This window comes from Streptomyces musisoli (assembly GCF_016741855.1).
In the GTDB taxonomy this organism is placed as follows: Bacteria; Actinomycetota; Actinomycetes; order Streptomycetales; family Streptomycetaceae; genus Streptomyces; species Streptomyces musisoli.
On record NZ_JAERRH010000001.1, the window covers coordinates 35,588 to 61,883 of the forward strand.

Annotated in this window: 19 protein-coding genes; 1 reads left to right on the forward strand and 18 read right to left on the reverse strand. The window is 70.2% G+C overall.

Annotation, left to right across the window (positions count from 1 at the left end):
* Window positions 1-4: 4 nt before the first annotated feature.
* From JK361_RS40870 to JK361_RS00150, 7 genes are all read right to left on the reverse strand, one after another.
* On the reverse strand, window positions 5-385 hold the full coding sequence (locus JK361_RS40870) for a protease inhibitor I42 family protein (RefSeq protein ID WP_307787091.1): 381 nt from the start codon (window positions 383-385) through the stop codon (window positions 5-7).
* 130 nt (window positions 386-515) lie between these two features.
* The gene (locus tag JK361_RS00125) at window positions 516-2,099 is read right to left on the reverse strand and encodes a peptidoglycan-binding protein (RefSeq protein ID WP_201813510.1); all 1,584 of its coding nucleotides are present in this window, start codon (window positions 2,097-2,099) and stop codon (window positions 516-518) included.
* A gap of 11 nt (window positions 2,100-2,110) precedes the next feature.
* Window positions 2,111-2,482: a DUF6317 family protein gene (locus JK361_RS00130; protein WP_201813511.1), complete on the reverse strand. Its 372-nt coding sequence runs from the start codon at window positions 2,480-2,482 to the stop codon at window positions 2,111-2,113.
* Between the two features lie 303 nt (window positions 2,483-2,785).
* Entirely contained in the window at window positions 2,786-5,545 is a 2,760-nt protein-coding gene (locus tag JK361_RS00135; RefSeq protein WP_201813512.1) for a helix-turn-helix transcriptional regulator, read from the reverse strand.
* Between the two features lie 77 nt (window positions 5,546-5,622).
* Complete coding sequence (locus JK361_RS00140) at window positions 5,623-6,906, reverse strand: cation:proton antiporter (RefSeq protein WP_201813513.1); 1,284 nt, start codon at window positions 6,904-6,906, stop codon at window positions 5,623-5,625.
* 43 nt (window positions 6,907-6,949) lie between these two features.
* On the reverse strand, window positions 6,950-7,522 hold the full coding sequence (locus JK361_RS00145; protein ID WP_201813514.1) for a response regulator transcription factor: 573 nt from the start codon (window positions 7,520-7,522) through the stop codon (window positions 6,950-6,952).
* Window positions 7,523-9,023: 1,501 nt separating this feature from the next.
* Window positions 9,024-10,502: a DHA2 family efflux MFS transporter permease subunit gene (locus tag JK361_RS00150; protein ID WP_201813515.1), complete on the reverse strand. Its 1,479-nt coding sequence runs from the start codon at window positions 10,500-10,502 to the stop codon at window positions 9,024-9,026.
* Window positions 10,503-10,614: 112 nt separating this feature from the next.
* On the opposite strand from JK361_RS00150, the gene JK361_RS00155 reads away from it, so the two are divergent.
* On the forward strand, window positions 10,615-11,271 hold the full coding sequence (locus tag JK361_RS00155; protein WP_201813516.1) for a TetR/AcrR family transcriptional regulator C-terminal domain-containing protein: 657 nt from the start codon (window positions 10,615-10,617) through the stop codon (window positions 11,269-11,271).
* 138 nt (window positions 11,272-11,409) lie between these two features.
* Here JK361_RS00155 and JK361_RS00160 read toward each other — a convergent pair whose 3' ends face one another.
* The 11 genes from JK361_RS00160 to JK361_RS00210 form a co-directional block, all read right to left on the reverse strand.
* On the reverse strand, window positions 11,410-12,366 hold the full coding sequence (locus tag JK361_RS00160; RefSeq protein ID WP_201813517.1) for an alpha/beta hydrolase: 957 nt from the start codon (window positions 12,364-12,366) through the stop codon (window positions 11,410-11,412).
* Between the two features lie 461 nt (window positions 12,367-12,827).
* Window positions 12,828-13,619 (reverse strand): thioesterase II family protein, encoded by a 792-nt coding sequence (locus tag JK361_RS00165; RefSeq protein ID WP_201813518.1) that lies wholly within the window; start codon window positions 13,617-13,619, stop codon window positions 12,828-12,830.
* Entirely contained in the window at window positions 13,616-19,981 is a 6,366-nt protein-coding gene (locus JK361_RS00170) for a type I polyketide synthase (protein ID WP_201813519.1), read from the reverse strand. The genes JK361_RS00165 and JK361_RS00170 overlap by 4 nt, the downstream gene beginning before the upstream one ends.
* Window positions 19,982-20,279: 298 nt before the next feature.
* Window positions 20,280-20,846 carry a 4'-phosphopantetheinyl transferase superfamily protein gene (locus JK361_RS00175; RefSeq protein ID WP_201813520.1) on the reverse strand — a complete coding sequence of 189 codons (567 nt, stop codon included), beginning with the start codon at window positions 20,844-20,846 and terminating at the stop codon, window positions 20,280-20,282.
* A 9-nt stretch (window positions 20,847-20,855) separates the two neighbouring features.
* Entirely contained in the window at window positions 20,856-21,110 is a 255-nt protein-coding gene (locus JK361_RS00180; RefSeq protein WP_201813521.1) for a phosphopantetheine-binding protein, read from the reverse strand.
* Window positions 21,103-21,969 (reverse strand): alpha/beta fold hydrolase, encoded by an 867-nt coding sequence (locus JK361_RS00185; protein WP_201813522.1) that lies wholly within the window; start codon window positions 21,967-21,969, stop codon window positions 21,103-21,105. Before JK361_RS00185 ends, JK361_RS00180 begins: the two co-directional genes overlap by 8 nt.
* Window positions 21,956-22,960 carry an NAD(P)H-dependent flavin oxidoreductase gene (locus JK361_RS00190; protein WP_201813523.1) on the reverse strand — a complete coding sequence of 335 codons (1,005 nt, stop codon included), beginning with the start codon at window positions 22,958-22,960 and terminating at the stop codon, window positions 21,956-21,958. Before JK361_RS00190 ends, JK361_RS00185 begins: the two co-directional genes overlap by 14 nt.
* Window positions 22,960-23,787 carry a class-II aminoacyl-tRNA synthetase family protein gene (locus JK361_RS00195; RefSeq protein ID WP_201813524.1) on the reverse strand — a complete coding sequence of 276 codons (828 nt, stop codon included), beginning with the start codon at window positions 23,785-23,787 and terminating at the stop codon, window positions 22,960-22,962. Before JK361_RS00195 ends, JK361_RS00190 begins: the two co-directional genes overlap by 1 nt.
* Window positions 23,787-24,032 carry an acyl carrier protein gene (locus JK361_RS00200; protein ID WP_251095854.1) on the reverse strand — a complete coding sequence of 82 codons (246 nt, stop codon included), beginning with the start codon at window positions 24,030-24,032 and terminating at the stop codon, window positions 23,787-23,789. Before JK361_RS00200 ends, JK361_RS00195 begins: the two co-directional genes overlap by 1 nt.
* Window positions 24,029-24,907 (reverse strand): diiron oxygenase, encoded by an 879-nt coding sequence (locus JK361_RS00205; protein ID WP_201813525.1) that lies wholly within the window; start codon window positions 24,905-24,907, stop codon window positions 24,029-24,031. Before JK361_RS00205 ends, JK361_RS00200 begins: the two co-directional genes overlap by 4 nt.
* Before the next feature lie 14 nt (window positions 24,908-24,921).
* Window positions 24,922-25,791, reverse strand: a complete 870-nt coding sequence (locus tag JK361_RS00210; RefSeq protein ID WP_201813526.1) for a hypothetical protein — start codon at window positions 25,789-25,791, stop codon at window positions 24,922-24,924.
* Between the last annotated feature and the right edge of the window lie 505 nt (window positions 25,792-26,296).

The following is a 26,296-nucleotide window of genomic DNA, read 5'->3' on the forward strand; positions in this document are numbered from 1 at the left end:
CGACTCAGTCGACGGTGACGGTGTAGGTGATGCGCTCGGGTGCCTGGGAGGGGGTGGCCGTCCCCGTGGTCGGGGTGGCGGAGGGTCCGGTCGTCGCGGGGGGCAGGGTGGAGGTGTTGCCCTGGCAGGTGGTGAAGGTGCAGTGCAGCAGCGTGAACCGGGTGGTCCCCTTGCCCTTGGCCTCGAAGGTGAAGGTGAGGCGGCCGCCGGCGCCGGCCCCCGGTTCGTCGCCGGAGTCCGACGTGTAGTCCTGGCCGCGGCCGACCAGCACCGAGCTGTCGGGCTTGGGGTCGACCAGGTACCAGTACTCGCGGGTGGAGGCGTTCTGGTCGACGGTGAGCGTGAAGCGCTCGCCCGGCTCTGCGGTGATGCTGGTGTCCTTCACCGGGTGGCTCGTCGGACGGCTCGCGGTGCTCGTGGGACGGCTCGTGGAGCCGCCGGCCGGTTCGTCGCCCGAGCCGCAGCCCGTGGCGAGAGCGAGGAGCGCGGTCGCCGCGACCGCGGCCCCGCCCCTGCTAGCGCGGAAGATAGACGCTGTACGCGTTGGGGAGATCACTGGTGGAAGCCTTGCCCATGTGGCCGTTGATGAAGTCGTCCTCGCTGACCCAGGTGGTCGAGCCCCAGGGGTTGTACACCTGAAGCTTGTCACCCTCCTGGGCGATGATGGTCATCGCGTGGGCACCCTCCTTGCCCGAGACGTCGACCGGTACCGGCCGCCCCTGCGCCACCGACTTCTCGACCTCGGTGAGGACCGCCCTGCGGTCGTCGGCGCTGTTCAGGTCCTGGCGCTCGTAGTCGCTGCCGGTGGCGCTGCCGACGTTGGTGTCGTTGATCCGTTCCTGTCCCTCGGGCCCCATGCCGCCCCAGTTCTTTCCGCCGTCGCCCTCGGTGTGCAGCCGGTGCTGCTCGGCCACCAGGCGCTGTTTGAAGGCGTCGGGGTCGTCCTGCTGCCCGTCGGGGCCGCCGGTGAGGCCGAGCGCGTACAGGGGGTCGACCATGGCGCGGGACGTGACGGTGGACGAGGCGACACAGGTGCCCTCGGCGCCGTCGCCGCCCTGGACCCACCGCTGGCCGTCGAACGTCACGTAGTCCTTGTTGATGTTCGAGCCGTCCGGCGCCACACCCTTGTCGGCCAGGCTGTCCGTGCGCGTGACCACCGGACTGAGGTGCCGGCGCAGCCAGTCGGGGTCCTTGCCGTGGATCTTGTCCTGGAACTTTCCGATCTCGGCCACGCTGTGGCCGGCGGCCAGTGCCTTCATCAGGTAGGCCCGCTCCTGCGGGTTGTCCGACTTCGCCAGCATCCGCTCCATGGCCGTCTCGTCGTCGAGACTCAGCTGGTCCATACGCGTCGACGCGCGCGTCAGGTCGCCGGCCGTGAGGATCTCGTTCAGCTCGGTGTCGGCGCCCGCGACTCCGGTGTCGGCGAGCATCAGCTTGTCGACGGCGGTGAGTTCGCTGGTCTCCATCTTCCCGGCACGTGCCTCGGCGGCCCACTTGTTCAGGTCCCGGGCCGCGACGCGGGTGGCCTCCTGGGCGTCGGAGACGGCGGCGTGCATCAGGTCGACCGCGTAGGAGCCGAAGTGGGCGGCGTTCTTGCGGTCCCACTCCTCCTCGTCGTTCTCGTGCAGGTCGTCGAAGAAACCGTCCCTGCCGCCGAGCGTCTTCTTCTGCTCCAGCAGCTGTCCGCGGCCCTGCTCGTCCTTGCGCTGCGCCGCGCCGATCGCGTCGGCCAGCGTCAGCAGCACCGTCGCGCAGCCCTGGAAGGCCTCGCTCATCTGGGTCACCGACCGCCCGGCGGCGTTCACCACCTCGGAGGCGAGGACGCTCGTGTCGCCGACCCACACCTCCGGAAGGCCCTTGCGGCCCACCCGGTCGACCTGGTCGAAGACGCTGCCGAGCTGGTCGACCTGGCCGCGGTAGAGACTTGCCAGGCCCTCCAGCACGCCCTGGTCACCGCCCGGTTCGGGCACCGAGAGGGCGTTGTCGATCAGATCGAGGAGCTCGTTCTTGCTGCCGGCCCCGAGCATCTTCTTGGACAGCCCGGCGAGCAACGCGAGGCGGAAGGAAGGGGAGTCGAAGGGGGAGGAGAAGAAAGACACCGGCCCGTTCCTCAGTAGCTCGACAGGGCCGAGGTGCGCCCGCCCTGCGTCGATGTGTCCGTGAGGCTGCTCGTGCCGCCGGCGGGGACGCTGTCCGCGTGGTTCTTCACCAGGCGGTCGGTGCCGTGGTAGGTCTTCTTGGCCAACTGCACCTTGGCACCCAGCTCGTGCAACGCCGAAGCCAGTGTCTTGGCCTCCGCCTCCCAGGCCTTGACGAACGCGTTCAGCGCCGACGCGGCGTCATCGCCGCCGACATCGCCGTACGAGTAGCTCGCGCGGGACTTGACGGCCGAGCTGACGCCGTCCATGTCCGTCCCGGCGTCGTCGAGTTGCTGGGCCGGGCCGGTCATACCTGCCTTGACCTGGTAGCCGTCCGAGCCCACCGTGTCTCCCCCGTACGCATTCGATCGTGATCGCGGGCAGGCTAACACGCACTGTGTATACGAAGAGTCACTCGTCCCCGGCCACACACGCCTCCTCCACATGCCCCGCCCCCGGCACGCCCGGGCGCTCATCCGCGGGACGCCCGGCGGCCGAACCCGGGTGCGCGGACGGGGCATTGAGATGCGCAGAGCCCGGCCCCCCGCCTCTTCGGAGCACCGCGTCGGCGTCTCGTCGCGGTGCTCGTCGACGTGCGCCGACGGGATCGCGGTGCCCCGTCGTCGGGCGGCTCGTGGGCGCGGTGGTCACGGGACGAGTTCGGAGAGGCAGGAGGGGAGTTGGGTGCGGCGGCGTATGCCGAGTTTTCGGTAGGCGCGGGTGAGGTGCTGTTCGACGGTGCTGACGGTGATGAAGAGCTTCCGGGCGATCTGCTCGTTCGTGGAGCCGCGGGCGGCCAGTTCCGCCACTCGCCACTCCGCCGAGCTGAGCTGTGGCACGGGCAGGTCGGTCGCGCCGGCGGTCTCCGTCCCGGCTTGCTCGTCGGACGCCGCTGCCGGCGGTGCCGGCGGGAGCGCCGCTGCGCACCGGTCCGCCAGTGCCCTCGCCTTGTCGGCGTGGCGGCGGGCCTGCACGGAGTCGCCCAGTGACTCGTAGGCGTGGCCGAGTTCGGCGAACGTGTACGCCAGGTCGAGCGAGTCGCCGCAGCGGTCGAGGATGTTCGCGGCCTTGCGCAGGACCGGCGGCCGCTCCTCCGGGCGGAGGGTGGATGCCAGGGCGCGGTAGCTCAGGCCGCGGGTGCGCGGATGGCCCGCGGGGAGCAGGGCCATGTGTTCCGTCAGGAGTTCCTTCGCCTGGGCCACGAGACCCTTGTGAAGATACGCGCGGGCGGCGTTGACGCGCCAGGCCACCGCGGACGGGCAGTCGGCCTCCCACAGCTTCATCAGGTGTCCGGCCGCCAGGAAGTCCTGGAGAGCGGTGTCATGGCGGCCGCGCGCGAGATGGAGATGGCCCCGGGCGTCGAGGTAGACCACTCCTCCCAGGGTCCCGAAGGCGGCGCTGGGGACGGGCAGATCGAGATAGCTCTCGGCCTCCCTGAGGTCCCCCATCGCCGTGGTGGTCAGGATGAGGAGCGAGAGCGGGACGACGATGGCCGCCCCCCAGCTCTCGCGCGGCATCAGCGCGAGCGCGGTGAGCGCCTGCCGCTTGGCGTTCCGCAGATCGCCGAGGCGGTAGTGGATCTCCGCGCGCGCCGAGGTGAACATGGCGTTCCACACGAGGCCGTACGTCTCCCCCATGGAGGCCAGGAGGGCGTCGCACCATACCGATGCCTTGTCGAGGTGGTCGGAGTAGATCAGGACCATGAGTGAGGCGAGCGACGACGCCGGGCTCGCCGCTCCCGCCAGGGCCTCCCGGAGGACGCGTTCCGCGGCGGGGACGGCTCCTTCCTCGCCGGAGCCCCGGAGGACCGCGCCGAGTGCGGTGGCGGCCCGGTGCTCGGGCGTGGTGGCGCCGTCGTCCAGCGGGGCCCCGTCCGCCGATCCCGGGGCGGGTGCGATTCCCGGGTACGTGAGCGGGAGCCACAGGCGCAGCTGCTCGGCGTACCGCAGGGCGTCCTCGCCGGCCTGGGCGCGGGAGCCGGCGCCCAGGCCCGCCGTCACTCGTGTCGCCTGCTCCACCTGGCCGTTCCACAGCAGGCTCCGGACGACGGGGACCGCCTGCCGGACGGAGAGTTCGCCCCGCTCGGCCGCCGCGACCAGATCGGGCAGGTAGCCCTTCACGGCCGCCGGGTTGTACCGCCATACGACGTCGGCGAGCCGGGCTGCGATGTCGATCCGTTCCCGACCGTCCGCGCACTCGCGGTGGGCTCGCTCCAGGTAGCCGATGGCCGTCTCGTGGTCTCCGCCGGCGAGGGCCTGGTCGGCGGCCTCGCACAGCACCTGTTTCGCCCAGGGGATCGTTTCGTCTATGCGCATCAGGTGTCCGGCCGTCACCAGGGCGGGGGCGCCCTCGTGGTGCAGCAGCCGTGCGGCGCGGGACCGCATGGCGTGCCGGTCCTTCTGGGGGATGCTGCCGAGCACGGCCTCACGCACGCTCGGCTGCCCGAGAAGCTCGTGGTCCAGCAGTCCGCCGACGCCGGGCGACGCGGCGACCCGTGCGACGGATTCCGGGTCCATGCCGCACAGGCGGGCGACGGCGGCCGCCGACCGGAACTCCCCCAGGGTGGCCATCGCCTGCGCGATCTCGAGGACGACGGGTTCGGCCCGGTAGAGGCAGCTCAGGACGGCGCGGCCGAAGGCGGGACCGGCCATGGGCCGGCGCCGCGCGACCGGCTCCCACATCGTGCCGGTGCAGTCCTCGGCCAGCGCATGCACCAGCAGCGGCCGGCCGCCGCAGAGCTGCCTGCACTCGGGCGCCATCCGGACCGATGCCTCGAGGTTGAAATACTCTTCGAGCACTGTCGCGACGCCCGTCTCCGAGAGCGGTTCGAGGTCCAGCTCGGTGCAGTTCGGCAGCCGGAGGAACTCGGCCCGCAGGATGCGCTGGACGCTGTCGCGGCCCATGTCCGGGCAGTACGTGAGGACGATGGACATCGGCGCGTTGCCCATCCGGCGCATCAGCGCGAGCAGGTACTGGAGCGACTCGACGTCCATGAAGTGCGCGTCGTCGATGCAGACGACCAGCGGCGGACTGTCGGTCAGGTGCTGGAAGGCACTCTGCAGCAGACCGAGGATCGGCTGGGAGATCTCACTGTGCGCTCCCGCCTCGACGATGCCCTCCACCAGCGCGCGGACCTCGAGGCCGGCGCTGTGCGGGAAGAGCCGGTGCGCCCGGAGCAGCTGGTCCAAGATCCCCAGCGGCTGGTAGCGCTCGAACCTCGCCGCGGTGGCCTTGAGGACCGTCGCGCCCGCGTCCACGGCGTCGCGGGCGAAGGAGTCCAGCAGAGCGGTCTTGCCGCTCGCGAGCGGGCCGCCGATGGCGACCGTGCTACATCGGCCCGTGGAACATTCGCTGTAGACCTGGGCCAGCGTCTTCTCTGCCTCATCCCGTTCGACCAGCTTCTCCATCGCTTCTCACCATCTCGCAGCACAGGGACAGGGGTTGATCAGCACCCGACTGGGTGCCGGCGATCGTGTGTGAGATGTCAGGAAGGGTCCCGCGCTCCGGGGACCGACGCCGGGCACGGCTTGCTCGGCACCGGCACCGGCTTGTACCTGCGGTCGATCGCGGTGAGGAGCGGCCCGGTCATGGCGGTCGTGATCAAGGCCATGAGGACGAGGACCGTGAACAGCCGATCGTCGATGATGCCGGCGCTCAACCCCACGTTGAGTGCGATGAGTTCGGTAAGGCCGCGGGTGTTCACCAGCGCCCCGATCATGGCCGACTGCCGGGTGCCGAGACCGCCGAGCCGCGCCATCGCGTAACCCGCCGCGGCCTTCCCGCCGGTCCCGCACACCAGGATCACGCCGAGCAGGGCCACGTCGGAGCCGCTCAGCGCACCGAGGTTGATCGTCAGCCCGGTGACGACGAAGAACAGGGGCAGCAGCATCCCTCCGGCCTGTTCCATCGAGCGCAGCACGTCCGCGTCCGGCGCGCCCTCCGGTTTGGGCATGACGAACCCGGCGACGAAGGCTCCGAAGATCGGGTGCAGCCCGAGGGAGGCGGTGGCCCAGGCGCCCGCCGCGGCGAGCACGAACGCGACCGGGGCCTCACTCGACAGCACGGTGCCCGGTCGCTCGAACCACCGCTTCAGCACCGGGCGGATCACGAGGGTCATCAGCGCGATGAAGCCCGCGAGGAGCAGCACCGTCTCGAGCCAGGGCCTGCTTCCGGGCACATCGGTACCGATGAGTGCGGCGGCGAGGAGGAGCCAGGCGGCGACGTCCATGAGCCCGGCGGCCGCCGTGGAGATGTTGCCGACCAGGGTTCCGGCGATGCCGCGTTCCCTGACGATCGCCGCGAGCACCGGGAGTGCCGTGATCGATGTCGCGACGCCGAAGAAGAGGACGAAGGGGCGGCCGTCGGTGTGCCGGCCGTCGAATGTGCCGAGGTGCTGCACCGCCATGGCGATGCCCGAACCGAGGGCGAGCGGGATGAGGATCGCGCCGGTGGCGATCAGCGAGACGGCCCTGCGGTGGCTGCGGACGGACCGCAGGTCGATTTCGTATCCGACGCCGAACATGAAGATGACGACGGCGATCTGGGCGATGACGGAGATGAAGGGCACTGCCTCGTGCGGGAAGAGGTGATCCGTCGGATCGCCCGGGAGTCTGCCGAGCAGGCTCGGTCCGAGGATGATGCCTGCGGCGATCTGACCGACCACCGTCGGCTGCCCCAGCCGCCGCGCGAGGGCGCCGAGCAGACTTGACACCCCCAGCACGAGGGCGATGGCGCCGACGACGTCGGCCGTCACCACATCCATGTTCATTGCCGTCCCCCCAATTGGTCGATGAACCTGGCGAGCTGGACTGTTAAAGCCAATGCGCGTCCCTGGCGATCCGCAGCGCGTCGATGCGATTGCGGGCACCGAGTTTGGTCACCAGGGAGGAGAGGTAGTTGCGCACGGTCCCCTCGGAGAGGTGCAGCCCGGTCGCGATCTCGACGATGGTGTCGCCGTAGGAGAGGCGTTCCAGCACCGAGAGCTGGCGCGCGGTCAGCGGACAGCCCGCGTTGGCGAGGGCCGCGACCGTCAGGTCCGCGTCGAAGACGCGTTCGCCCTGATGCACCCGGTGCAGGGCCTCGAAGAACCAGTTGGGCGGCACGCTCCGCAGCAGCATGCCGTCGACCCCGCCCGAGAAGGCCTGGCGGATGATCGAACGGGTGAAGCTCTCGGCCAGGACCAGGCTCCGGCACTCCGGGAGACTCGCGATCTTCTCGGCGACGCTGATCGCACTGCTGTCCGCGCCGTCGAAGCTGATTATCGCGATGTCCGGCCGGTGGATCTCGGCGAACTCCAGCGCGTCGGTGTCGCCGCCGACGGCTCCTACGATCCGGAGCTCCTCACGCTTTTCAATTAATGCGGCGAGCGCGCTTCGAGACAGCAATAAATCGTCGGATACCATCACTCGGATTCTCATTGATTCCCCTGAGTGAGAATAGGCTCGCTGGCGGTGGAGAACAGGTCCGGTCGAATATCGCGTCAGTGGTTCGGTGCGGAGACGGTGCGTCCGGCTCGATGCCGAAACCCCTCGGCTCCGCCCGGTTCGTGCTTCCATGAGCGCACGGTTCCGGCCACCGCCTCGACCCTCGGCGCCCCGGAGGATACGCAGGCAATCCGCCACGACGGCCGAAAGTCGCCGGTATGGCGGAAACGGGTGCATTCTCGGCCGGCGGCGGACGCACCAGACGCCCCGACGAAGAGCGGCCCGTCCGCCGGCCCCTCGCCGCGCCGGCTGCCCCCGGCCACCTTTACGCAGGTCAGTGCCGTTATCCCGAGACCGACAACCCTGTCCGCGAGGGAGCTGCCGCGCCGTCCGAGCGGCCGGCACCCGCGCCGTGAAACGCCAGTGCCTTTGGTGAACCGCGAGATGCGGTGAAGCAGCCGACGGTACGTCTGCCCGATTCGTACGGCCGGCGGAAACCCGCAGGAAGTCAATCCGACCTCTGGTTGAAACGACCTGGCCATGCGATAGCGGTTAAATCTTGCCATACGCCCGGAGTCGGCGATCGACAAGTACACCGTGCAACCTCCCCCGTTTGAGGCCGACAGCGGTCGAAGATAGTCAATAGAACTGTTACCGGTCAAGAGGTTTAGGCCAAAGCTTGCCCGAGCTGCGGCGTCCGCTGAAATGCCGGAATTCGGTCGCACATGGCGGCGCACAGTCGGAATTTTCGAGTCCGATTCGCGCACGCAATTCCTGGTCCGATCTCCGGCCGGCCGGCCGAGTCCGTCGGCGTAAAGCGGATCTTCGACTAAATCCGAGGTTCGAACCTGTCGGAGTCGAGGTGAACGTGATGTGAGCCCGTACAGCAGGATCATGTCGCATGTCGGCGCGGACTGATCTGCAACTTTCGATCCTTGAACCCTCAAGCCCCTTTGGGCCCGCATCAGGAGCAGATTCCGGAACATCTGCTTCAGTCGCGGATTCCAAATAGGGTGCTCTTTACATCTTTATCCGAATGATCATTTGCAGTGCATAAATGAGCAAACGGCTCTCTCTCTCGCAGGCCCCCGTCCTCCGAGAAGGTCTGGGACGGACGCGGTACGGAACGGGCGGAGATCAATGACGAGAGCGCCCCGAATGCTGCGGAGAGGGAGCGGAGTGCCGCCTCGATGATCCCGCACATTCCGCCCTGCGGAACACGGGGGCCCGCCGTCCTGCGCGATCACGCAACACCGTGGAGGGCCGGTACGGGCGCGGCACGGGCCAGTACCGGCCCCCGGCGCCGCCGGCCCGCGACGGGGCACGGCAAGCCCGGCAGCCCCGCCCCGCCGGCCCGGCGCAGCCCGTCTCCGTGATCGTCCGACTCGGCCGGAAAAGAACGAGCCGGACACGTCTCCGTGTCCGGCTCATTCCGAGGGGCAAATTGCAAATAGTCTTCCGGTTACGCCCGCGTGGACGCCGTCCGGCCGTCGAGCGATTCCTGGGTTTCCCGTTCGGCCGACGCCATGGCCGGCAATGCGAGAGCAGCCAGCCCGGCCAGGAGCATGAGACCGGCGTTCACGAGAAAGGCGGCGCGATAGCCCTGCACCAGCGCGTCGAGACGGCCCTTGTCATGGCTCGCATGAGAGGTCACGCGGGACGCGATGTTCACGAGCACGGCGAGACCGACGGCTCCGCCGATCTGACGGGATGTGTTGAGCAGGCCGGAGGCGGCACCGGCGTTGCGGGGATCGACCCCCGCGGTGCCGCTGATGGTGACGGCGAGCAGCATGATGCTGACGCCGAACCCGCCGGTCAGGTTCGGGAGGAGGATGTGGGTCACGTAGGCCTTGTGGGTCGGGATGGTGGCGACCCAGGCGATGCCCCCGGCGGCGATGAGGCCGCCGGCCACCAGCAGCGGCCGGGGGCCGACCTTGGGGACGAGCTGGCGGGCGACGATGGCACCGACGATGAAGATGACGGTGACCGGCAGCATGGCCATACCGGTGCGCAGCGCGCTGTAGCCGAGGACCTGCTGGCAGTACAGGGACATGAAGAACATCAGGGCGGTCAGCGTCACGCCCAGGCAGAACATGAGCACGTTCGCGACCCGCAGGGTCCGCGGCCTGAGCAGGTCGAGCGGGATGAGCGGGCTGGAGCCCTTGGCCTCGGCCACCAGGAACGCGGCGATGAGGACGGCGGCCGCGCTCAGCGGCACCAGGGTGTTCGCCGAGCCCCAGCCCTCGCTGGAGGCCTCCGACAGCCCGTAGGTGAGCGCGCCGATCCCGAGGGTGACGCAGAGGGCACCGGGCAGGTCGAGCCGCACTCGCTCCTTGGCGGCGGTGGGAAGCAGGAACAGCACGGCTGCGACGAACAGCGCGATGCCGGGCGGGACGTTGACGAACAGCACCCAGCGCCAGCTCAGTTCGGCGGTGAGGACACCACCGAGGACCACGCCGGCCAGGCCCGCGATCCCGCCCATCATGCTCCACAGCGCCAGGGCACGCCCCCGTTCGCGTTCGTCGGTGTGGCTGGCGGTGATGAGACTCAGACTGGTGGGGGTCAGTGCGGAGGCACCGGCACCCTGGGCGATCCGGGCCGCGATCAGAACGGGGCCGTCGGACGCCAGGCCGCCGATCAGGCTGGTGACGGTGAAGACGACCGCGCCGAACAGGAACACCCGTTTGTGTCCGAAGAGGTCACCGGCCCTGGCGGCCAGGAGCAGGAAGCCGCCTAAGGTGATCAAGTAGCCGCTGACCACCCACTGTTGCCCATCGGTCGACAGACTCAGCCCGGTTTTCATGTCCGGCAGGGCCACGGTCACGATGGTGGAGTCGAGGACGACCATGAACAGGGCGAGGCAGGACATGGCCACGACAACGCCGAGCGGCAGGTTGGGCCGGAGAACAGGGGGTGGTGACGCGACTCGGGTCTCGGACATGGAGTCTCCTCAGTGACTGACCGCGAGTGAACCACGCTGACGTGAACAGCGTTCACGTGAACAGCGTTCACGTTACGATGTCGTCCGGCGGATGTCAATCAAGGGAGACGCAATGCCACTGCGCAAAGCCGACGTTGTCCGGGAAGCGCTGCGCTTCCTGGACGCCGAGGGCCTCGACCAGCTCACGATGCGCAAGCTCGGGGCGGCACTCAACGTGCAAGGTGGCGCTCTCTACCGGCACTACCCGAACAAAGAGGCCCTGCTCGACGCCATGGCCGACAAGATCGTCGAGGGCATCGGCGCCCCCCTGCCGGGCGTCCCCTGGCCCGACCAGGTCCGGATCCTCGGCAAGCGGCTCCGCGCGGCGCTGCTCAGCCATCGCGACGGCGCCCGGGTCGTGGCCGGCACGTTCGCCCCCGGAGCCAACACCATCATCGGCTCGGACACGTCCGTCCAGGTGCTCTGCGGGGCCGGTCTGCCGCCCGCGCAGGCGGGCTGGGTCACCTTCGCCCTCTTCTACTACGTCCTCGGCCACACCATCGAGGAACAGGCCCAGCTGCGGCTGCCGGCCGGCCACGACTGGCGGACCCACACCGAACGGCTCGACGTCGAGGTGTCACCGCAGTACGCGGCGGCACTCGACTCGCTGACGAGCACGGACCCGGCGGAACGGTTCGACTACGGGCTGAACATCTTCATCGACGGGCTCTGCCGGCTCCGGACGACCCTTCCGCCGCAGGAGGAAACAGCCGGCCACGCCGCTCCCTAGGAGTGCGGGCCGCGGTCGCCGGCCGGTGGAGTGTCCGGCCGGCCGTCGACGGAAGGGGGAGCGGGAACCGACAGCGGTCGAACGGCGCGCCCCGGGCCTCTCGTTCGGATCGCACCGGGCCGATCCGGACGAAAGACCCTAGTGGCTCGGCACACCGCCGGACGGTCTGCCGCCTTCGGAACTCAGCAGGGTGTCCAGTTCCCGGATCACCCGCCGGGCGCACGCGGCCGCCGCCGGCACGGCGCCCTGCATCAGGAAGTAGCCGTGGACCAGCCCCTCCCCCGGTACATGGCGTACGGAGACCCCCGCGGCGCGCATCCGCGCCACCAGTTCCACGCCCTCGTCGTGGAGCGGGTCGTATTCGGCGGTGGCCACGATCGTCGGCGGCAGGTTCCGGAGGTCCGCCTTCAGCAGGTCGACGGCAGGGTCGGCGCGCCGCCGCGGATCGGGCACGTACTGCGCGTAGTTCCAGGCCATGTCCTCGACGCTCAGCAGGTATCCCTTGCCGCGTTCACCGGCCGAGGCGATGATCAGACTCGGGTCCACCGGCGGGTAGATCAACAGCTGTGCGGCGAAGCGGAGTTCGCTCGCCTCGAGGACGACGCCCAGGGACAGGCTGGCGCCGGCGCTGTCGCCCGCGATCACGTGCGTCCGGCCGGGGAAGGACCGGGCCGTCCACCGGGCCGCGGCGATGGCGTCGTGCAGGGGCGCGGGATAGGGGAACTCCGGCGCCCGCCGGTAGTCGACCGAGACCACGACCGCGCTCAGCGACCCCGCCAGGTCCCGGCAGACCCAGTCGTGGCTGTCCAGGTCCCCCAGCGACCATCCCCCGCCGTGCAGGAAGGTGACCACCCGCTGCCCGGCGGACTTTGGGGTGTAGACCCTGACCGGGAGCGCCGTCCCGTCCGGACCGTCGATCGTCCGGTCGGCCGCGACCACGGCCGGGCCGGAACCTTCCTTGTCCCGATCCGGGCGGACCGCGTTCGCCCGGTACCGCTCGCGCGCCTGCTCGATGGTCAGTTCGCGATCCGGGACCGGGGGGCCGTCGACACTCTGCCAGGCGATCAGGTGCCGGAGTAGACGGTCCAAAGGCATCGCGGTTCTCCCCCGTATTCGGTCGGCGGGTCGGGGCGCACTTTCCCCGAATTTATTTCGCCGGCACGGCGACGGGAAGAGACGGCAGCGGACGCATGCGAAATTCACGGCACGCGGTGTGACTTCAATGCGGTGACCGGTGCAGCGCCCGTGGATTCCGTGGAAAGTCGTCGAAGAAACGAAAAGACACGCATCGCGGAACCTCGGCCCATGCGTAATACCGCCACGGAATCCGGCCCCCGTCGCGAACCGAGGATGCCCGCGCGCCGCGCCGTGGGCCCGGCGCGCAGCGCAAAGCCCTGGTCCCGGCCTTCACGCTCCGGTTCACGGCGGCGGAACCGAATACCTCAGGACCAGGACCAGGGCGGTCGTGCGGCACCTGTGGGGGCGGGCGGGCTTCACCCTGCCGCGCCACCGCATTCCCCGAAGAGCGATTCTCCGCGGAGCATCGCCCTCCGCCGCTACCCGGAGTGGGACAGGGCGGTCGGCTGTGCGGTCCTCGGGTCGGGGCCCGCGGTCCGTGTCAGGTCGGCGAGCAGGTCGTCCAGGACCGCCTGGAAGTGGTGCCGGATGTAGAAGTGGTCGCCCGGGTAGCGGTGCAGCGTAAAGGCTTCCGGGCCGGCTGCCCACTTCTCCCACCCCGCCATGTCCCCGGGGTCGGCGATGGCGTCGTCGTCGCCGGCGAAGGCGGCGACGGCGCACCGCAGCGGGACGGGCGGCTGGAGTCCCAGCCCGGTGTACAGCCGGGCGTCGGCGCGGATCAGGGAGATGAAGGAGTCGACGGTGGCCTGGTCCTGTTCGATCTGTCCCGGGAGAGCCTCACCGCCGAGCATGAGATAGGCGGTGACGGGATCGCTGAGCAGGGTCTGCGCGGTGCTGGTCCAGTACTGGTGGTCCGGCGCCGAGATCCCCGAGGGGCACAGCAGCGCGGGGCCACGGTTGGCGCGCTCCAGGGCCCGGCAGACCTCGAAGGCGTAGCGGCCGCCGCCCGAGTGCCCGAACAGTGCCGTCGGGCGGCGCTCGCAGAGCCCCGCGATCGCGTTCGCGGTCTGCCTGACGAGGCGGGGAAGGTCGGTGATGGGCAGCTCGGCGGTGCGGGCCTCGCGTCCGGGGGGCTGGACGGCGAGGATCTCGACGCCGCTGACGTCGGCCCAGGGCGCGTAGAAGTTGGGGCCGCCGCCCGGGTGCGGCAGGCCGATCACGCAGACCGGCGCGTCCGGGTCGGGCGCGATGGGGACGATCCAGTCGTTCACGAGTGCTGCTCCTTGGCGTGGCTGACCCCTGCGGCGGCCATGGCGCGGCCGGCCAGGTCGCGTATGCCTTGGCTGGCAAGGATCTCCAGGGTGGGGATGTCGAGGTCGAGTTGGCGTCGCAGGGTGACGCCCAGCTCGGTCGCCAGAATCGAGTCGAGTCCGAGGCGGTTCAGCGGTACCGAGGGCGAAAGGCGTTCCGGTTCGGTCCGCAGGATGGCGGCGATGACTTCGGTGAGCGCATGGGTGGCCAGGTCCTCCGCCTCGGCCGCGTCGCCGGCCAGCAGCTGCTCGCGCAGGCTCCCGCCGGCCCGGTCCTGCTGCCCGGACGCCGAGGTGATGAGCTGGGAGAACCGTGCCGCGGCGCTGGACGGGAACATGAGGCCGGCCCGTTCCCAGTCGACGCGTGCGATCACCGCGCTGTGCGGCGCGTCGCCGATGAGGAGCCGGCCCAGGGAGTCGAGGGCTTCGGCGGTGGAGATCGGCACGAGTCCGAGCCTGGTCATGGATTCGGAGAGGTTGTCGCGGACGACGACGCCGGTGCCGGCGATGGCTCCCCAGCCGACGGCGAGTGCTGCCTGGCCGCGGTCGCGGCGCTGGCGGGCCAGGGTCTCCAGGCCCAGGTTGGCGGCTGCGTAGGAGGCCTGGAGCCGGTTCCCGAGCAGCGCGGAGACGGAGGAGTAGAGGACGAAGTGGTCGAGGTCGCAGTCGCTGGTGAGTTCGTCGAGGAGCCGGGCGCCGGCGACCTTCGGGGCGAGGACGCCTTCGTACCGGTCGCCGGTCAGCTCCTCGACGGGCCCGTCGTCATAGCGGGCCGCGCAGTGGAACACTCCGCGCAGTCCGCCCGGCGCGCAGGTCCGGGCGTGGTCGACGACCCGGGTCATGGCGGCCCTGTCGGTGACGTCGGCGGCCATGAAGGTGATGCCGGCGCGGTCCGGCTCCTGGGCGGGCTCGCGGCGTCCGGTGACGATGACCTGCCCGGCGCCGTGGTCGACGAGCCAGGATGCGGTGGCGGCGCCGAAGCCGGCGGTTCCGCCGGTGACGAGGTACACGCCCTCGGGGTCGAACGCCACGCGCTGGGCGGCGATGCCGGTGGTGTCGATGACGAGCTTGCCGATGTGCTCGGACCGCTTGAGCCGGTTGAACGCGTCATCGAGGCGGGCTGCCGGGTAGACGGTGTGCGGCAGCGGTTCGATACGTCCCTCTCCGGCCAGCCGGGCGATGTCGCTCAGGACCTCGCCGGCTCGCTCGGGACGCCGGTCGATGAGCTGGGCCAGGTCGACGGCGAAGTAGGACAGGGTGTTCAGGAAGGGGCGCAGCCGCAGTCCGGCGTCGCCGTACAGGTCCCGCTTGCCGAGTTCGACGAACCGTCCGTCGGGGGCGAGCAGTTCCAGGCAGTTCACGGCGGCGGTTCCGGTCAGGGAGTTGAGGACGATGTCCACACCCCGTCCGCCGGTCAGTTCCCGGACCTGGTCGGGGAACGCGTCGGAGCGCGAGTCGAGCGCGTGCTCGGCGCCCCGGTCCAGGAGGAGCTGCCGCTTCTCGGGTGTACCGGCGAGGCCGATGACGCGCACGCCGGCCAGGCGTGCCAGGTTCAGGGCGGCCAGGCCGACACCGCCGGCGCCGCCGGGCAGGAGCAGGGTCTCGCCGGCCGACATGCCGGCCAGCACGTTGAGGCTGTAGTGGGCGGTCGCGTAGACGAGCGGCATGGTCGCGGCGTGCTCGAAGTCCATGCCTTCGGGAATGGGGACGGTGACCGCCGCCTCGGCCATGACGTGGCTGGCCAGGGAGCCGCAGCCGACGGCCATGACGGCTTGGCCGACGCTCAGGCCGGTGACGCCGGGGCCGGTCCTGGCGATCACGCCGGCGCATTCCTGGCCGATCAGCGGACCGGCGTTGACGCCTGCGCGCCAGTCGGCCTGCATGGGTTCGATGGGCATCAGGCCGGTGGCCAGCATGACGTCCTTGTAGTTCAGTGCGGCCGCCTTGACCTCGATGACGACCTGGCCCGGGCCGGGTTCGGGCATCGGGATCGCAGCGGGCCCGAACTGCGGTGTCAGCGCGATCGTGCGCACCTGGAGGGCCGTTGCCTGGTCCGTGGGCGTGGTGCGCGGCCGGCCGGCTTCGCCCGTGGACGCCGGCACGGGGGCGACGCGCGGCACGCGTACCTCGTCCGGGAGGACGGCGAACTCGTCCTCCTGGCCGGTGTCGGCCGTGAGGACCTCGGCGACGCGGTCGCTCAGCGCCGGGTCGAAGGAGGGCTCGACGGCGATCCGGCGGATGGTGATGCCGGGTATCTCGTTGGTGATGGTCCGGGCCGTGCCCCAGGCCGAGGCCGCCGCCATGCTGCCGGCGCCGTCGGTTCCGGGGTGTGCCATGGCGCCGCAGGGCCCGGTGATCAGCCAGAGCGTCAGCCGTGCGTCGGGGGTGTCGGTGAGGCGCTGCTGCCAGGCGAGCGACAGGTCGCGGAGGATCTGTCCGGCGTCTGACGCGGCCGCGACCGGGTCGTCGCCGTCGTCGGAGAGGACCAGTGCGACCGCGGTCGCTGAGTCGGCGGCGTCCTGCTGGACCGCGTCCGTCCAGTGTGCGGTGTCGCCGGGGGCGACGGCCGTGGGGGCCGCGGCGTCGAGCGTGGCGGCGAGCCGCTGTGCGAACGGCAGTCCGCCGTGGTCCGCCAGGACCGTCCAGGCCGTCGGGGTGCCTGCGGTGTCCGTGGCGAGCGGCGTGCCGGAGTCGTCCGTGAAGGCGGCCGTCTCCGAGGTGGCTGCCCATATGCCCAGCGGGGGCTGCGGGCGGCCCTCGATCAGGCGGAGCCGCATGTCCTTGATGGTGATGGCGACGGTGCCGTCCGGGTGGGCCAGCGTCACGTCCCAGACGGCTTCCCGGCCGGTCTCGGAGTGGGCGACGACGTGCACGACGCCCTGTGTGGGCGGCCGTGACCAGGCGGTGAGCGCGCCGAACTCGACGGGCATGAACAGCATTGAGCCGTCGCACAGGGAGGAGTTCAGCGGGCCGCCCGCGTGGAGCGCGACGTCGAGGAGCACGGGGTGCGCGATGTAGCGGCTGGTGGGTCCGGTCATCTCGGCGGCGGGTGCGGCGGGCATGGTGTACTCGGCGAGAAGCTCGCCGGTCCCGCCCACCTCGCTGCGGAACCACGCGCCGGTCACGGCGCGGAAGCCGGGGCCGTAGACGGTGCCCGCCCGGTCGCTGATCGCGTAGAACTCTTCGTGGTTCAGGGTCATCGCGTCGTCGAGGCGGGCGCGGACGGCCGTGACATCGAGCGCCCGCGGGGTGGGGGCCGTGACGGCGCGCAGCCGGCCGCGGGCGTGCTGCTGCCACGGCTGGGCCGGGCTTCCGAGCCGGTCACGCCGCGAGGAGATGGTGATCATGTCACCGGACACGGCGGTGCTGAGGTGTACCTGCGCGGGGTCGCCGGGTGCGGGCATGGTGAGGCCGGAGGTGACCGCGAGGTCGGTGACCTGGATCGCGTGGTCGCGGATCGCGGCGGGTCCCGCGGTGAGGGCCATCTCGGCGAATGCCGCGCCGGGCATGACGATCGAGCCCGCCACCTGGTGCTCGCTCAGCCAGGGCACGCGCGCCACCTCGACCGTTCCCTCCCACTGCGGTTCCGCGACGGCCACGCGTTCGCCGAGCAGCGGGTGCACGAGCTTGCCGTCGCCGGGGCCGTGGCCCCACCAGGACGGTTCGCCGACCCACAGCCGCTCCCGCTGCCACGGGTAGGCGGGCAGGTCGGCGACGCGGCCGGGTGCGGCGAACCAGGTCTCCATGTCGACGGCGCCGCCGGCCGCGAGAACCGCCGCGGCGTGCGCGTCGAGGTCCGGCTTCTGGTCGCGCCGGAGGGTCTCGGTCGCGGTGAAGGAGGGGCTGTCCGGCGACTGGGAGATCCGGCGCAGGTAGGTGGCGAGGACGGGGTGCGGGCCGATCTCGACGAGTACGCCGGCGCCGGCGGCGGCCATCGCTGCGACGGCCTCGGCCATCCTGACCGGCTCCCGGATGTTGCGCCACCAGTAGTCCGCGTCCATCGTCCGGCCGTCCGGCACGGCCGCGCCGGTCACCGTGGAGAACATGGGCAGCGCCGGGTCATCGGTCGCGAGGTCGTCGAGTTCCTCGAGGATCTGGGCCCGGACCGGGTCCATCTTGACGCTGTGGAAGGCGTAGTCGAGGGGCAGCATGCGGAAGAACACGCCGCGGTCGGCGAGTATCCTGCCGATTTCCTCCAGTGCTTCGCGGTCGCCGGAGAGGGTGACGTCGGTGGGCGAGTTGATGGCGCTCACCTCGACGTCGGTGCCGCTCGCCGCGATCAGCTCGACCGCGTCCGACAGGCTGACGGCGGCGGCGGCCATCATCCCGGTGCCGGCGGTGCGGCCCTGTGCGGCGCTGCGGATGGCCACCACCTGGCAGGCCGCCTCCAGGCCGAGGATGCCGGCGGCGTGGGCGGCGGCGATCTCCCCGACGCTGTGCCCGGTGACCATCGACGGGGTGACGCCCCGCTCGCGCAGCGAGGCCACCAGCCCCACCTGGACGGCGAACAGCAGCGGCTGGGCGACCTCCGTGCGGGCCAGGTCGTACTGTCCATCGGCGAGCGCATCGGCCACCGACCAGCCGAGCAGCGGGGACAGGTACGTGTCCGCCTCCCGCACGGCGGCGGTGAAGGCGGCGTCGGCCCCGGCGCCCGCGCCCATCAGTGCCGATCCCATGCCGGCCCACTGGGAGCCGTTGCCCGCGAACACGAAACCGACGGGTGTCCCCGCCGCCGCGGCCGCCTCGCAGCGGGCCGCGGCCGCGGGGAGCGTCCCGGCGGAGATGCTGTACAGGTCCTGGGCGGCGCCGGCCGCGTCGTCGGCGATCACCACCGCGGTGTGCTCGTAGCGCTGGCGCCGGCGCACCGAGGTGAACGCGGCGTCATAGAAGCGGTCCGGGGTGTCCTCCAGGTACTCGGCCATCGCCCATGCGGCCTCGTTGAGTGCTTCGGGGGTGCGGGCGGAGACCAGCACCGGCAGCCGCCGGTCGGTCGTCGGCGGCTGGGTGCCGGCGTGGTCCGCCGCCGGCTCGGCGAGGATGACGTGCGCGTTCGCGCCGCCGATGCCGAACGAGTTGATGCCTGCCGCGGCGCGGCCGGGGCCCCGGTCGATCGGGATCTCCCGGTCGGTGGGCAGGAGTCCGAGCCCGTCGAAGTCGATGGCGGAGTTGCGGGGCAGGCCGTGCAGGGACGGGGGGATCCGGCCGCTGCGGAGGACGATGAGGGCCTTGAGGAGTCCGGCCATTCCGGAGGCGCACTCGAGGTGCCCGATGTTGGTCTTCACCGACCCGATCGGGAGCGGGCGGTCCGCGGCCCGGTGGGCGCCGAGCGCGGCGCCGAGCGCGGTGCATTCCACCGGGTCTCCGACCGGGGTGCCGGTCCCGTGGCACTCCAGGTAGACGAGCTCCTCGGGGCTGACGCCGGATTCCGCGTAGACCTGCTCCAGGAGCGCCTGCTGGGTGACCGGGGACGGCTGGCTCATCACGTTCACGGACCGGCCGTCCGTGTTGGTGCCCGAGCCCGCGATGACCGCCAGGACCCGGTCCCCGTCCGCGAGCGCGTCGTCGAGCCGCTTGAGGAGGACGACGCCGGCGCCCTCGCCCCGTACGAAGCCGTCGGCGAGTTCCGAGAACGCATGGCAGCGTCCGGTCGGCGACAGGACGGACGCCTCGGCGAATCCGATGTAGTCGACGGGGTTCAGCAGTAGGCCGACACCGGCGGCTATCGCGGTGCGCACCTTCCCCGTCGTCACCGCCTGGGCGGCCTGGTGCACGGCGACCAGCGCCGACGAGCACGCCGTGTCGATCGAGTACGACGGGCCCCGCCAGTCCAGGAGGAAGGACAGCCGGTTGGAGGCGTTGCAGGTGAGGGTGCCCTGAAGCGAGTGGGCGTCGATCGCCTCGGGCCGCGCGGACACCAGCTCCCAGTAGCCGCGCGTGGAGGTCCCCACGTAGACGCCGCCGTCCTGCCCCTCCACCGCTGCCGGGTCGATGCCGGCGTGGTGGAACGCCTCGACCGTCAGCTCCAGCAACAGCCGCTGCTGCGGGTCCATCTGGGCCGCCTCACGCGGCGAGATCCCGAAGAAGCCCGGGTCGAAACCGGTGATGTCCTGGAGGAACCCGCCGGCTTTGGTGTAACTCATGCCCGGGCGGGGCTCCTCCCCCGGGGCACACCACAGCGCCGGGTCGAACCGGTCCGGCGGAACTTCGGTCACCAGGTCCTGGCCGGCGAACAGGGCCGCCTCCAGCTGATCCAGGTTGGTGATGCCGCCCGGTAGCCGGCAGCCCACACCCACGATTGCCGCGCAGTTCCCAAGATCGCCCACGAGTCTCTCCTCCCAGAATCCTGACACATGCTCACTCCGAGTGAGCAACGATGCGCACGATTTAATATTTCGCTGCAACGTGCATACAAAAGGCAGCCGTCAAGCGAATAAACAGAAAATCGGGCACCTCCGCCGAGACCGCGGCATCTCAACGCTCGAAATTACTCGACCCGAGAAAGCGGACCGGAACTTCCCTCGCCCAAAATGCAAGCTACCATGGCGGTCAACCACAATGAACAGTGAGAATTTCACGTACCGTGGTGAACTTGCGGCAGTGAACTCGCGACGTCGGAATTGTTCACCACCGGATCGCGACGGCGCAGGAAATGCCTTCCGCGGAGCGGACCCACACCGGAACCGTCGCACCGCGGCAGGACGCGATCAGCGCATCGCCGGACCGACTGAGTTCGATCTTCCAGAACAGGAAATCGTCCAGTTCACCGTTGCCGTTCAGTGCCTTGAAAGCTGCCTCCTTGGCGGAGAAGAGTTCCCGTGGGGTGCGTTCCCAGACGGGCGGGAGCAGCGTGTGCCGCTCCCGCCTGCTCAGCACGAATCCGGCCATACGAGGGCCGACGGCCGCGCTTTCGATGTCGACGCCGACCGCCGCGGCACCGGGAACCACCACCGCGACGGCCAGGCGGTCGGTGTGGGAGATCGATCCGGCGAATCCCGGCGGGAAACGCGGCCGGCCGTCGGGGTCACGGGGCACGGTCCGGTCGGCCGAACCGGCCGCGGCCAGCGCCGCCGCGGCCGCCCGCCGGCCGGCCGCGGACTGCTGATGCGGCCCGTACGGCCGCCGCACCGCACGCCATTCGGTCCGCATCCCGGTGGCGACGCGGCCGGGGACCGCCGGCTCGACGGCCACGTGAGGCCTTCAACCGCGCAGTGCCACGACGTGGTCGGCCAGCGACTCGATCGAGCGCAACACCTCCGGGTGGACGTCGTCGTCCCATTCGAAGTCGAACGCGTCCTCCATCGCCACCAGCAGGGCGACCAGGGCGTTGGAGGACATTCCCGCCTGCCGAAGCGACTCGGTGTCGGAGACCGTGCTCACGAACCGGTCACCGCCCTGCTGCTCCCGCAGCAGTTCACGAATGCTCTGCCGCACCTCGGACGCTGCGTCAGGCACGTGATTCCACTTCTTCGACGAACTTCCGGACGATCGACTGGAAGCCTTCCGGATCGTCGATGAAGGGGATGTGGCCGGCCTTCGGGATGATCTCGCAACTGCCGTCCGGGAACAGGGCGGCCAGTTCCCTGGCGCCGGTCGGGCTGAGCAGGAAGTCGTCGTCGCCGACGACGACCAGCGTCGGCGCCTGGACCCTGGCCAGCATCTCCGGGTTGCTCTTGTCCTGCATGGCGCGCTTGAGGCCGTTGGTCATCTCCTCGACGGTGGCGAGCGCGCTGAAGCTCTCACGGAAGCCCAGGAAGCCGGGCGCACCGATCGCCTCGTTCATCTCCGCGCTGAACACCTCGGGGTACAGGTGCTCGTACAGGCCCTCGAGGCCGTGGCTCTCCAGCGTCCGCAGCCACGCCCGCTGGATCTGCCGCTGCCGCCGCATGCCGCGCGGGCCGAAGGCCGGTCCCGTCAGCACCAGTCCCTTGACGCGTTCGGGGTACCGCAGCGCCACGTCCCTGGCGAACACGGTGGAGGTGGACAGGCCGACCAGATAGGTCGACTCGATCTCCAGGGCGTCGAGCAGGGCGATCAGGTCGGCCGCGTGCTCCTCCCAGGTCGGCTCCTCCTCGACCTTCGAGGAGTGGCCGTGGTTGCACAGGTCGAAACTCAGGACGCGGTAGTGCTGTTCGAGTTCCCCGGTGTACACCCGCCAGGCCGGGACGGGGAGGAAGAAGGTGTTGAGCAGCGTGATGTCGGTGCCCTCGCCACGGGACTCGTAATAGAGTTCGACGCCCTCCCTGGTGGGAATGCGCGGGACGTCGTCGTGGTAGGTCATGTCCAGCCGGGACAGCTCTTCATAGCTTGCCATGCGATTCCTCCACCTTCTCTGTTCCAACCGCGTGGGCACCCGGCAGAACACGGGCGAATCCGGCGACGATCTCGGCCGCCGGGAGTTCTTCGGAAATGGCGCCGCAGGACAGTCCGCAGTACATCGCCATCTCTTCGATGCGGCCACTGGTCGTGACGGTCGGCACCGCGGCGCTGAACCGCGGGACCAGGTACGTCTTTCCCTCCACGACCGTGCGGCCGATGAAGTTCTTGGGCTGGTCGGGGTTGCGGGTGACGTCCGTCGTGAGCACGCGGTGCCGCCGGCCCGGCCACCCGATCTCGTACACCTCGCTGATCACCGTGTCGGCCGCGCCGGACGTGCGGACCGCGGTCTTGAAGTGCGGGTGGGCCATCGACTCCCGGGCGACCACGAAGGCGGTGCCGAGCAGCACGCCGTCGGTGCCGGCGGCGATCGCCCGGGCCGCCTCGGCCGGCGAGCCGATCCCGCCCGCCGCGGCGAGACAGGCGGCGGGCACGAGAGCACGCACCTGGGCGACCAGCTCGTCCCGGTGCGCCGTCCCGAGGAGATGGCCGCCCGCCTCGGTGCCCTGGACCACCACGATCGCGCCCCGCTCGGCCGCGCGTACGGCGTCCTGGACGGTCCCGACCTGGACGACGAGCTGCCGTCCCGCGCCGGTGATCCGGTCGAGCACGGCGTCGTCGGCCATGCCGAACAGGGAGAGGTACACGTGCCGCGGCGTCTCGTCGAGCACCTGCGCGAGCTGCCGGTCGAGTTCGTCCGGTCCGACGACCTCCGGGATCAGGTTCACGCCGACAGGGCGGCCGGTTCCCGCGACCAGCCGCTTGAGCATGGCCGACAGCGCGTCTCCCGACAGCTTGTAGCCGCCCGCACAACCCGCCGCGCCGGCCTCGGACACCGCGCATGCCAGCTCCGGACCCGCGACGCCGCCCATTCCCGACTGGAGCAGGCTCACTTCGATGCCGAGCACCTCTGCCAAGGTGGTGCGCATCAGCTCAGGCTCTCCAGCGCGGACAGCGCGGCGGCGGTGTCGCCGAAGCGCTGCGTCAGGGTGTGGACCCACCGCTCCAGGCCGAAGGCGAGGCAGCTGGTGTGCGCCGTGTCGTCGGCGGACCGGATGGAGCACCGCTCACCGAAGAAGTTCCGGTGGTAGTTGACGGAGCCGATCGCCAGGCCGCCCACGACGAACTCCTCCTTCACCGGGAACAGCCGCTGCATCTTGGCCTTGCTGCTGTTCTTGTCGAAGAACGGGTCGGTCGCGACCGCGACCTCGACGTCCAGTCCGAGTTCGGCGCAGAGCCCGAGCACGGTGTCCTTGGCGCTCACCAGATGCTGCTTGGCCCCCTCCTCCGGCCCGATGAAGACGATCTCCCGCATGGAGAAGCCCAGCAGCCGCTGCAGGCCGTCGTAGTGGTCCTCGTTGCGGAAGCAGGTGGCGACCGTGGTCCGCATGACCCCGGCGTCGGGCAGTGTCGTGCCGGCCAGGTCGAGGTAGATGGCGTAGCAGGCCGCCGACGGCAGCGCGAAGGCGGTCGGCTCCATGATCTCGGGCGGCACGCGGTCCAGCGGCCGCTCGGCCTCGGTCAGCAGCTTGCCGAGGCGGTGCGGCTCGAGCCGGGTCGCGGCCAGGCCCAGGTGCGGGAAGTTGTCGAAGTAGTCGAAGGTGTCGAGGTCCTGGCACCGGATCAGGAACGGGAACCGGAACTCCGGGGCCTGCCGGTCTTCGGCGTAGCGCTGGAACACGGAGTCGAGCGCCCGCAACAGACGCAGCTGGCCACCGTCGAGAACGCTCAGGCCGTTGTCGGATGCTGTGGTCATCACGCTGCCTTCTGCTTGAAGAATCGCTCTTCGATCGCGTCGAGAGTGCGGAAGTCGTCCAGGTCCACTTCTTCGGGGTCGATCGGCTCGCCGGTCAACTCCTCGAGCAGGAAGATGAATTCGACGAAGGCCAGCGAGTTGATGGCCCGGCTGTCGATCAGGTCGAGATCGCCGTCCAGCTGCTGGATCTCGGAATTGCGCCCCAGGATGAACTCCCGGACCGCCTGCATCGGCTCGGTCGTCACTTGATCAGCTCCCTGCCCACGCCTGCCTTCGACAGGAACTTCCTCGTCCGCTTCAGCAACTGCTCGTGCGCCTCGTGCCGGGCGGGGTGCTCCAGCGCACGTCGCCGCAGTGCGAGTGCGTCCGGGATGCCGGCATCGCGGTATGCGGCCGGGTTGTAGAGAGTGGCGATGCTGTACTGCAGGTAGTCCTCGAGGTAGGCGGCCACCAGCGGCACCTCGTCCGGATCCCGCCTGGCCACCTGGCCGAGCAGGTGAGTGAAGATCATCCGGCCGAACGCGACGTGCCGGCTCTCGTCCTGGTGGTGCACCCGGTTGATCTCGCGGGCGATGGCCGGGAGCGACTGGTCGGTGGCCATGTGCGCGTTGTAGTAGTCCACGATCTCCTCGAAGATGAGGATGCGCGCGAACACGATCATCTCGCGGGCAACCGGCGAGAGATGCTCGACCGAATCGGCCTTCAGCGACGGCTGCGCCGGATACAGCTTGCCGCCGTAGCGCAGGCAGAACTGCGCGAAGAACCACATGTGCTCGTTTTCCTCACCGATGAAGTGGTGCAGGAACTCCGAGACATCCGCGTACGCCCGCTCGTGAATGCGCATCACGACTTCGCTCATCAGCTCACGGATGCCGTGGATGTTGAGGCTGAAGAAGTTGATCGCCTCGTACTTGGTGAGGGCGATCTGCTGCTCACGGGTCAGCTCGTCCCACATCGGCGTGCCGGCGAGCGTCGTCAGGCTCTCGCTCATCCACGGCAGGTCGGGCTCGATGGCGTCGGGCCAGTCGAACATCGTATACGGGTTGTAGTAGCCGGACTCGGCCAACTGCTCCAGCCGGTCCAGATCGAGCAGGATCGGCTCGATTCCGCGTACAGCCATGTTCAGTCGTCTCCTCAACGCACCGATCGGATATCCGCGCGTACCTGGACCGGCGTCGGTGAGCCGCACTCGTGGTAGGCCAGGGCCGCGTTGCCGGAAGCGGTGGACGGAATCACTTTGTTGTAGATCGACCCGAGGCACAGTTCCTGGAATGCGCTGGTGCTCGCGGAGAGCCGCGCGGCCAGCTGGGCCTTGGCGATGTCGATGGTCTTGAGCCTGCCGTCGTCGTCCTCGACCTCGACGCAGGCATGCGGCAGGTCGAGGGCGCCGCCGAGCACGCCGCAGAACCAGCCCCGCTTCGCCTCGGCCCGGTACCCCGCGTTCCGGAACCGCTCGGCCAGCAGCAGGCTGGCCGCGATGCAGCTCGTCGCGCCGAGCTCGTGCACCAGCCCGTAGTCGGCCTGCATGGGCACGGGGATCATCTGCCAGCGGTAGCCGGCGGACAGGTATTCGCCGGTCAGCCGCCGCAGCACCGGCGAGAGCACCGGAGTGAGCGCACCGGTCGTGGTGATCGTGGCCGCGTACGTCGCCGACCCCGTACCCGGGGCCGGTTCCGTGACGTCGGCGACGCTCCCGCCGTAGCGGACGATGTCCGGTTCCTCCAGGCGCCACGGAGCCTCACCGGCGCAGTCCGTGCACTCCAGCCGGACCTGGAAGTCCCAGGTCTTCGTGCGCAGCAGGTCGTCCACCGGCCGGCTCGCGAACCGGAAGAGCATGCGGAACGTCAGCTCCGGCTGTGTCTTCGCGGTGTTCGAGTACATGCCGAGGTTGTAGAGATCGTTGGGGTCGAAGTGACGGACACCGGACCGCTCCTCGAACGGCAGCCCGGCCGCCACGAGCCGGTCGATCTCCGCCGGCCCGCAGCGCAGCATCTCCTGCGCCACCGATTCCGGCTGGCGCTTGCTGGAATAAGGGGCGGGAATGAATTCGATGGATTGCGCAACCCTTTCCCAGGGCGTATCCACCGCTACAGGTTGGCCCGACACAATCCATCTCCCGAGGCAGGATCGGCACAATGATCGTCAACGAACTCCGTCGACGGTACCAGCGGGGCCGCTCGACGGGGCAGGTTGATGCCGCACATTTGCCCGTGCATTCTTCATTTCGTGCACGGGCATGACTTATCGCCCCGCCGAGGCCGGCCGCGACGGCGAGGCAATGGTTCGGATTCAGTTCACCGACCGTCCGACGATCGTGCAGGAGAAGGTAAATCCGCTGTCCGGGGCAGGAGTGCCGACCTCACCGGGCTCGTTCACGTCGCCGCACGGACGAGGATGGTGCGCCTGCGGGGGAACGAGGGCTTCTCGCCCCCTTCCCGGAGGAGAGCCCGGGTGACTCCGCGACTTGGGCACGTCGGCCACGGTACCCACGGGAAAAGCCCCACGGAAT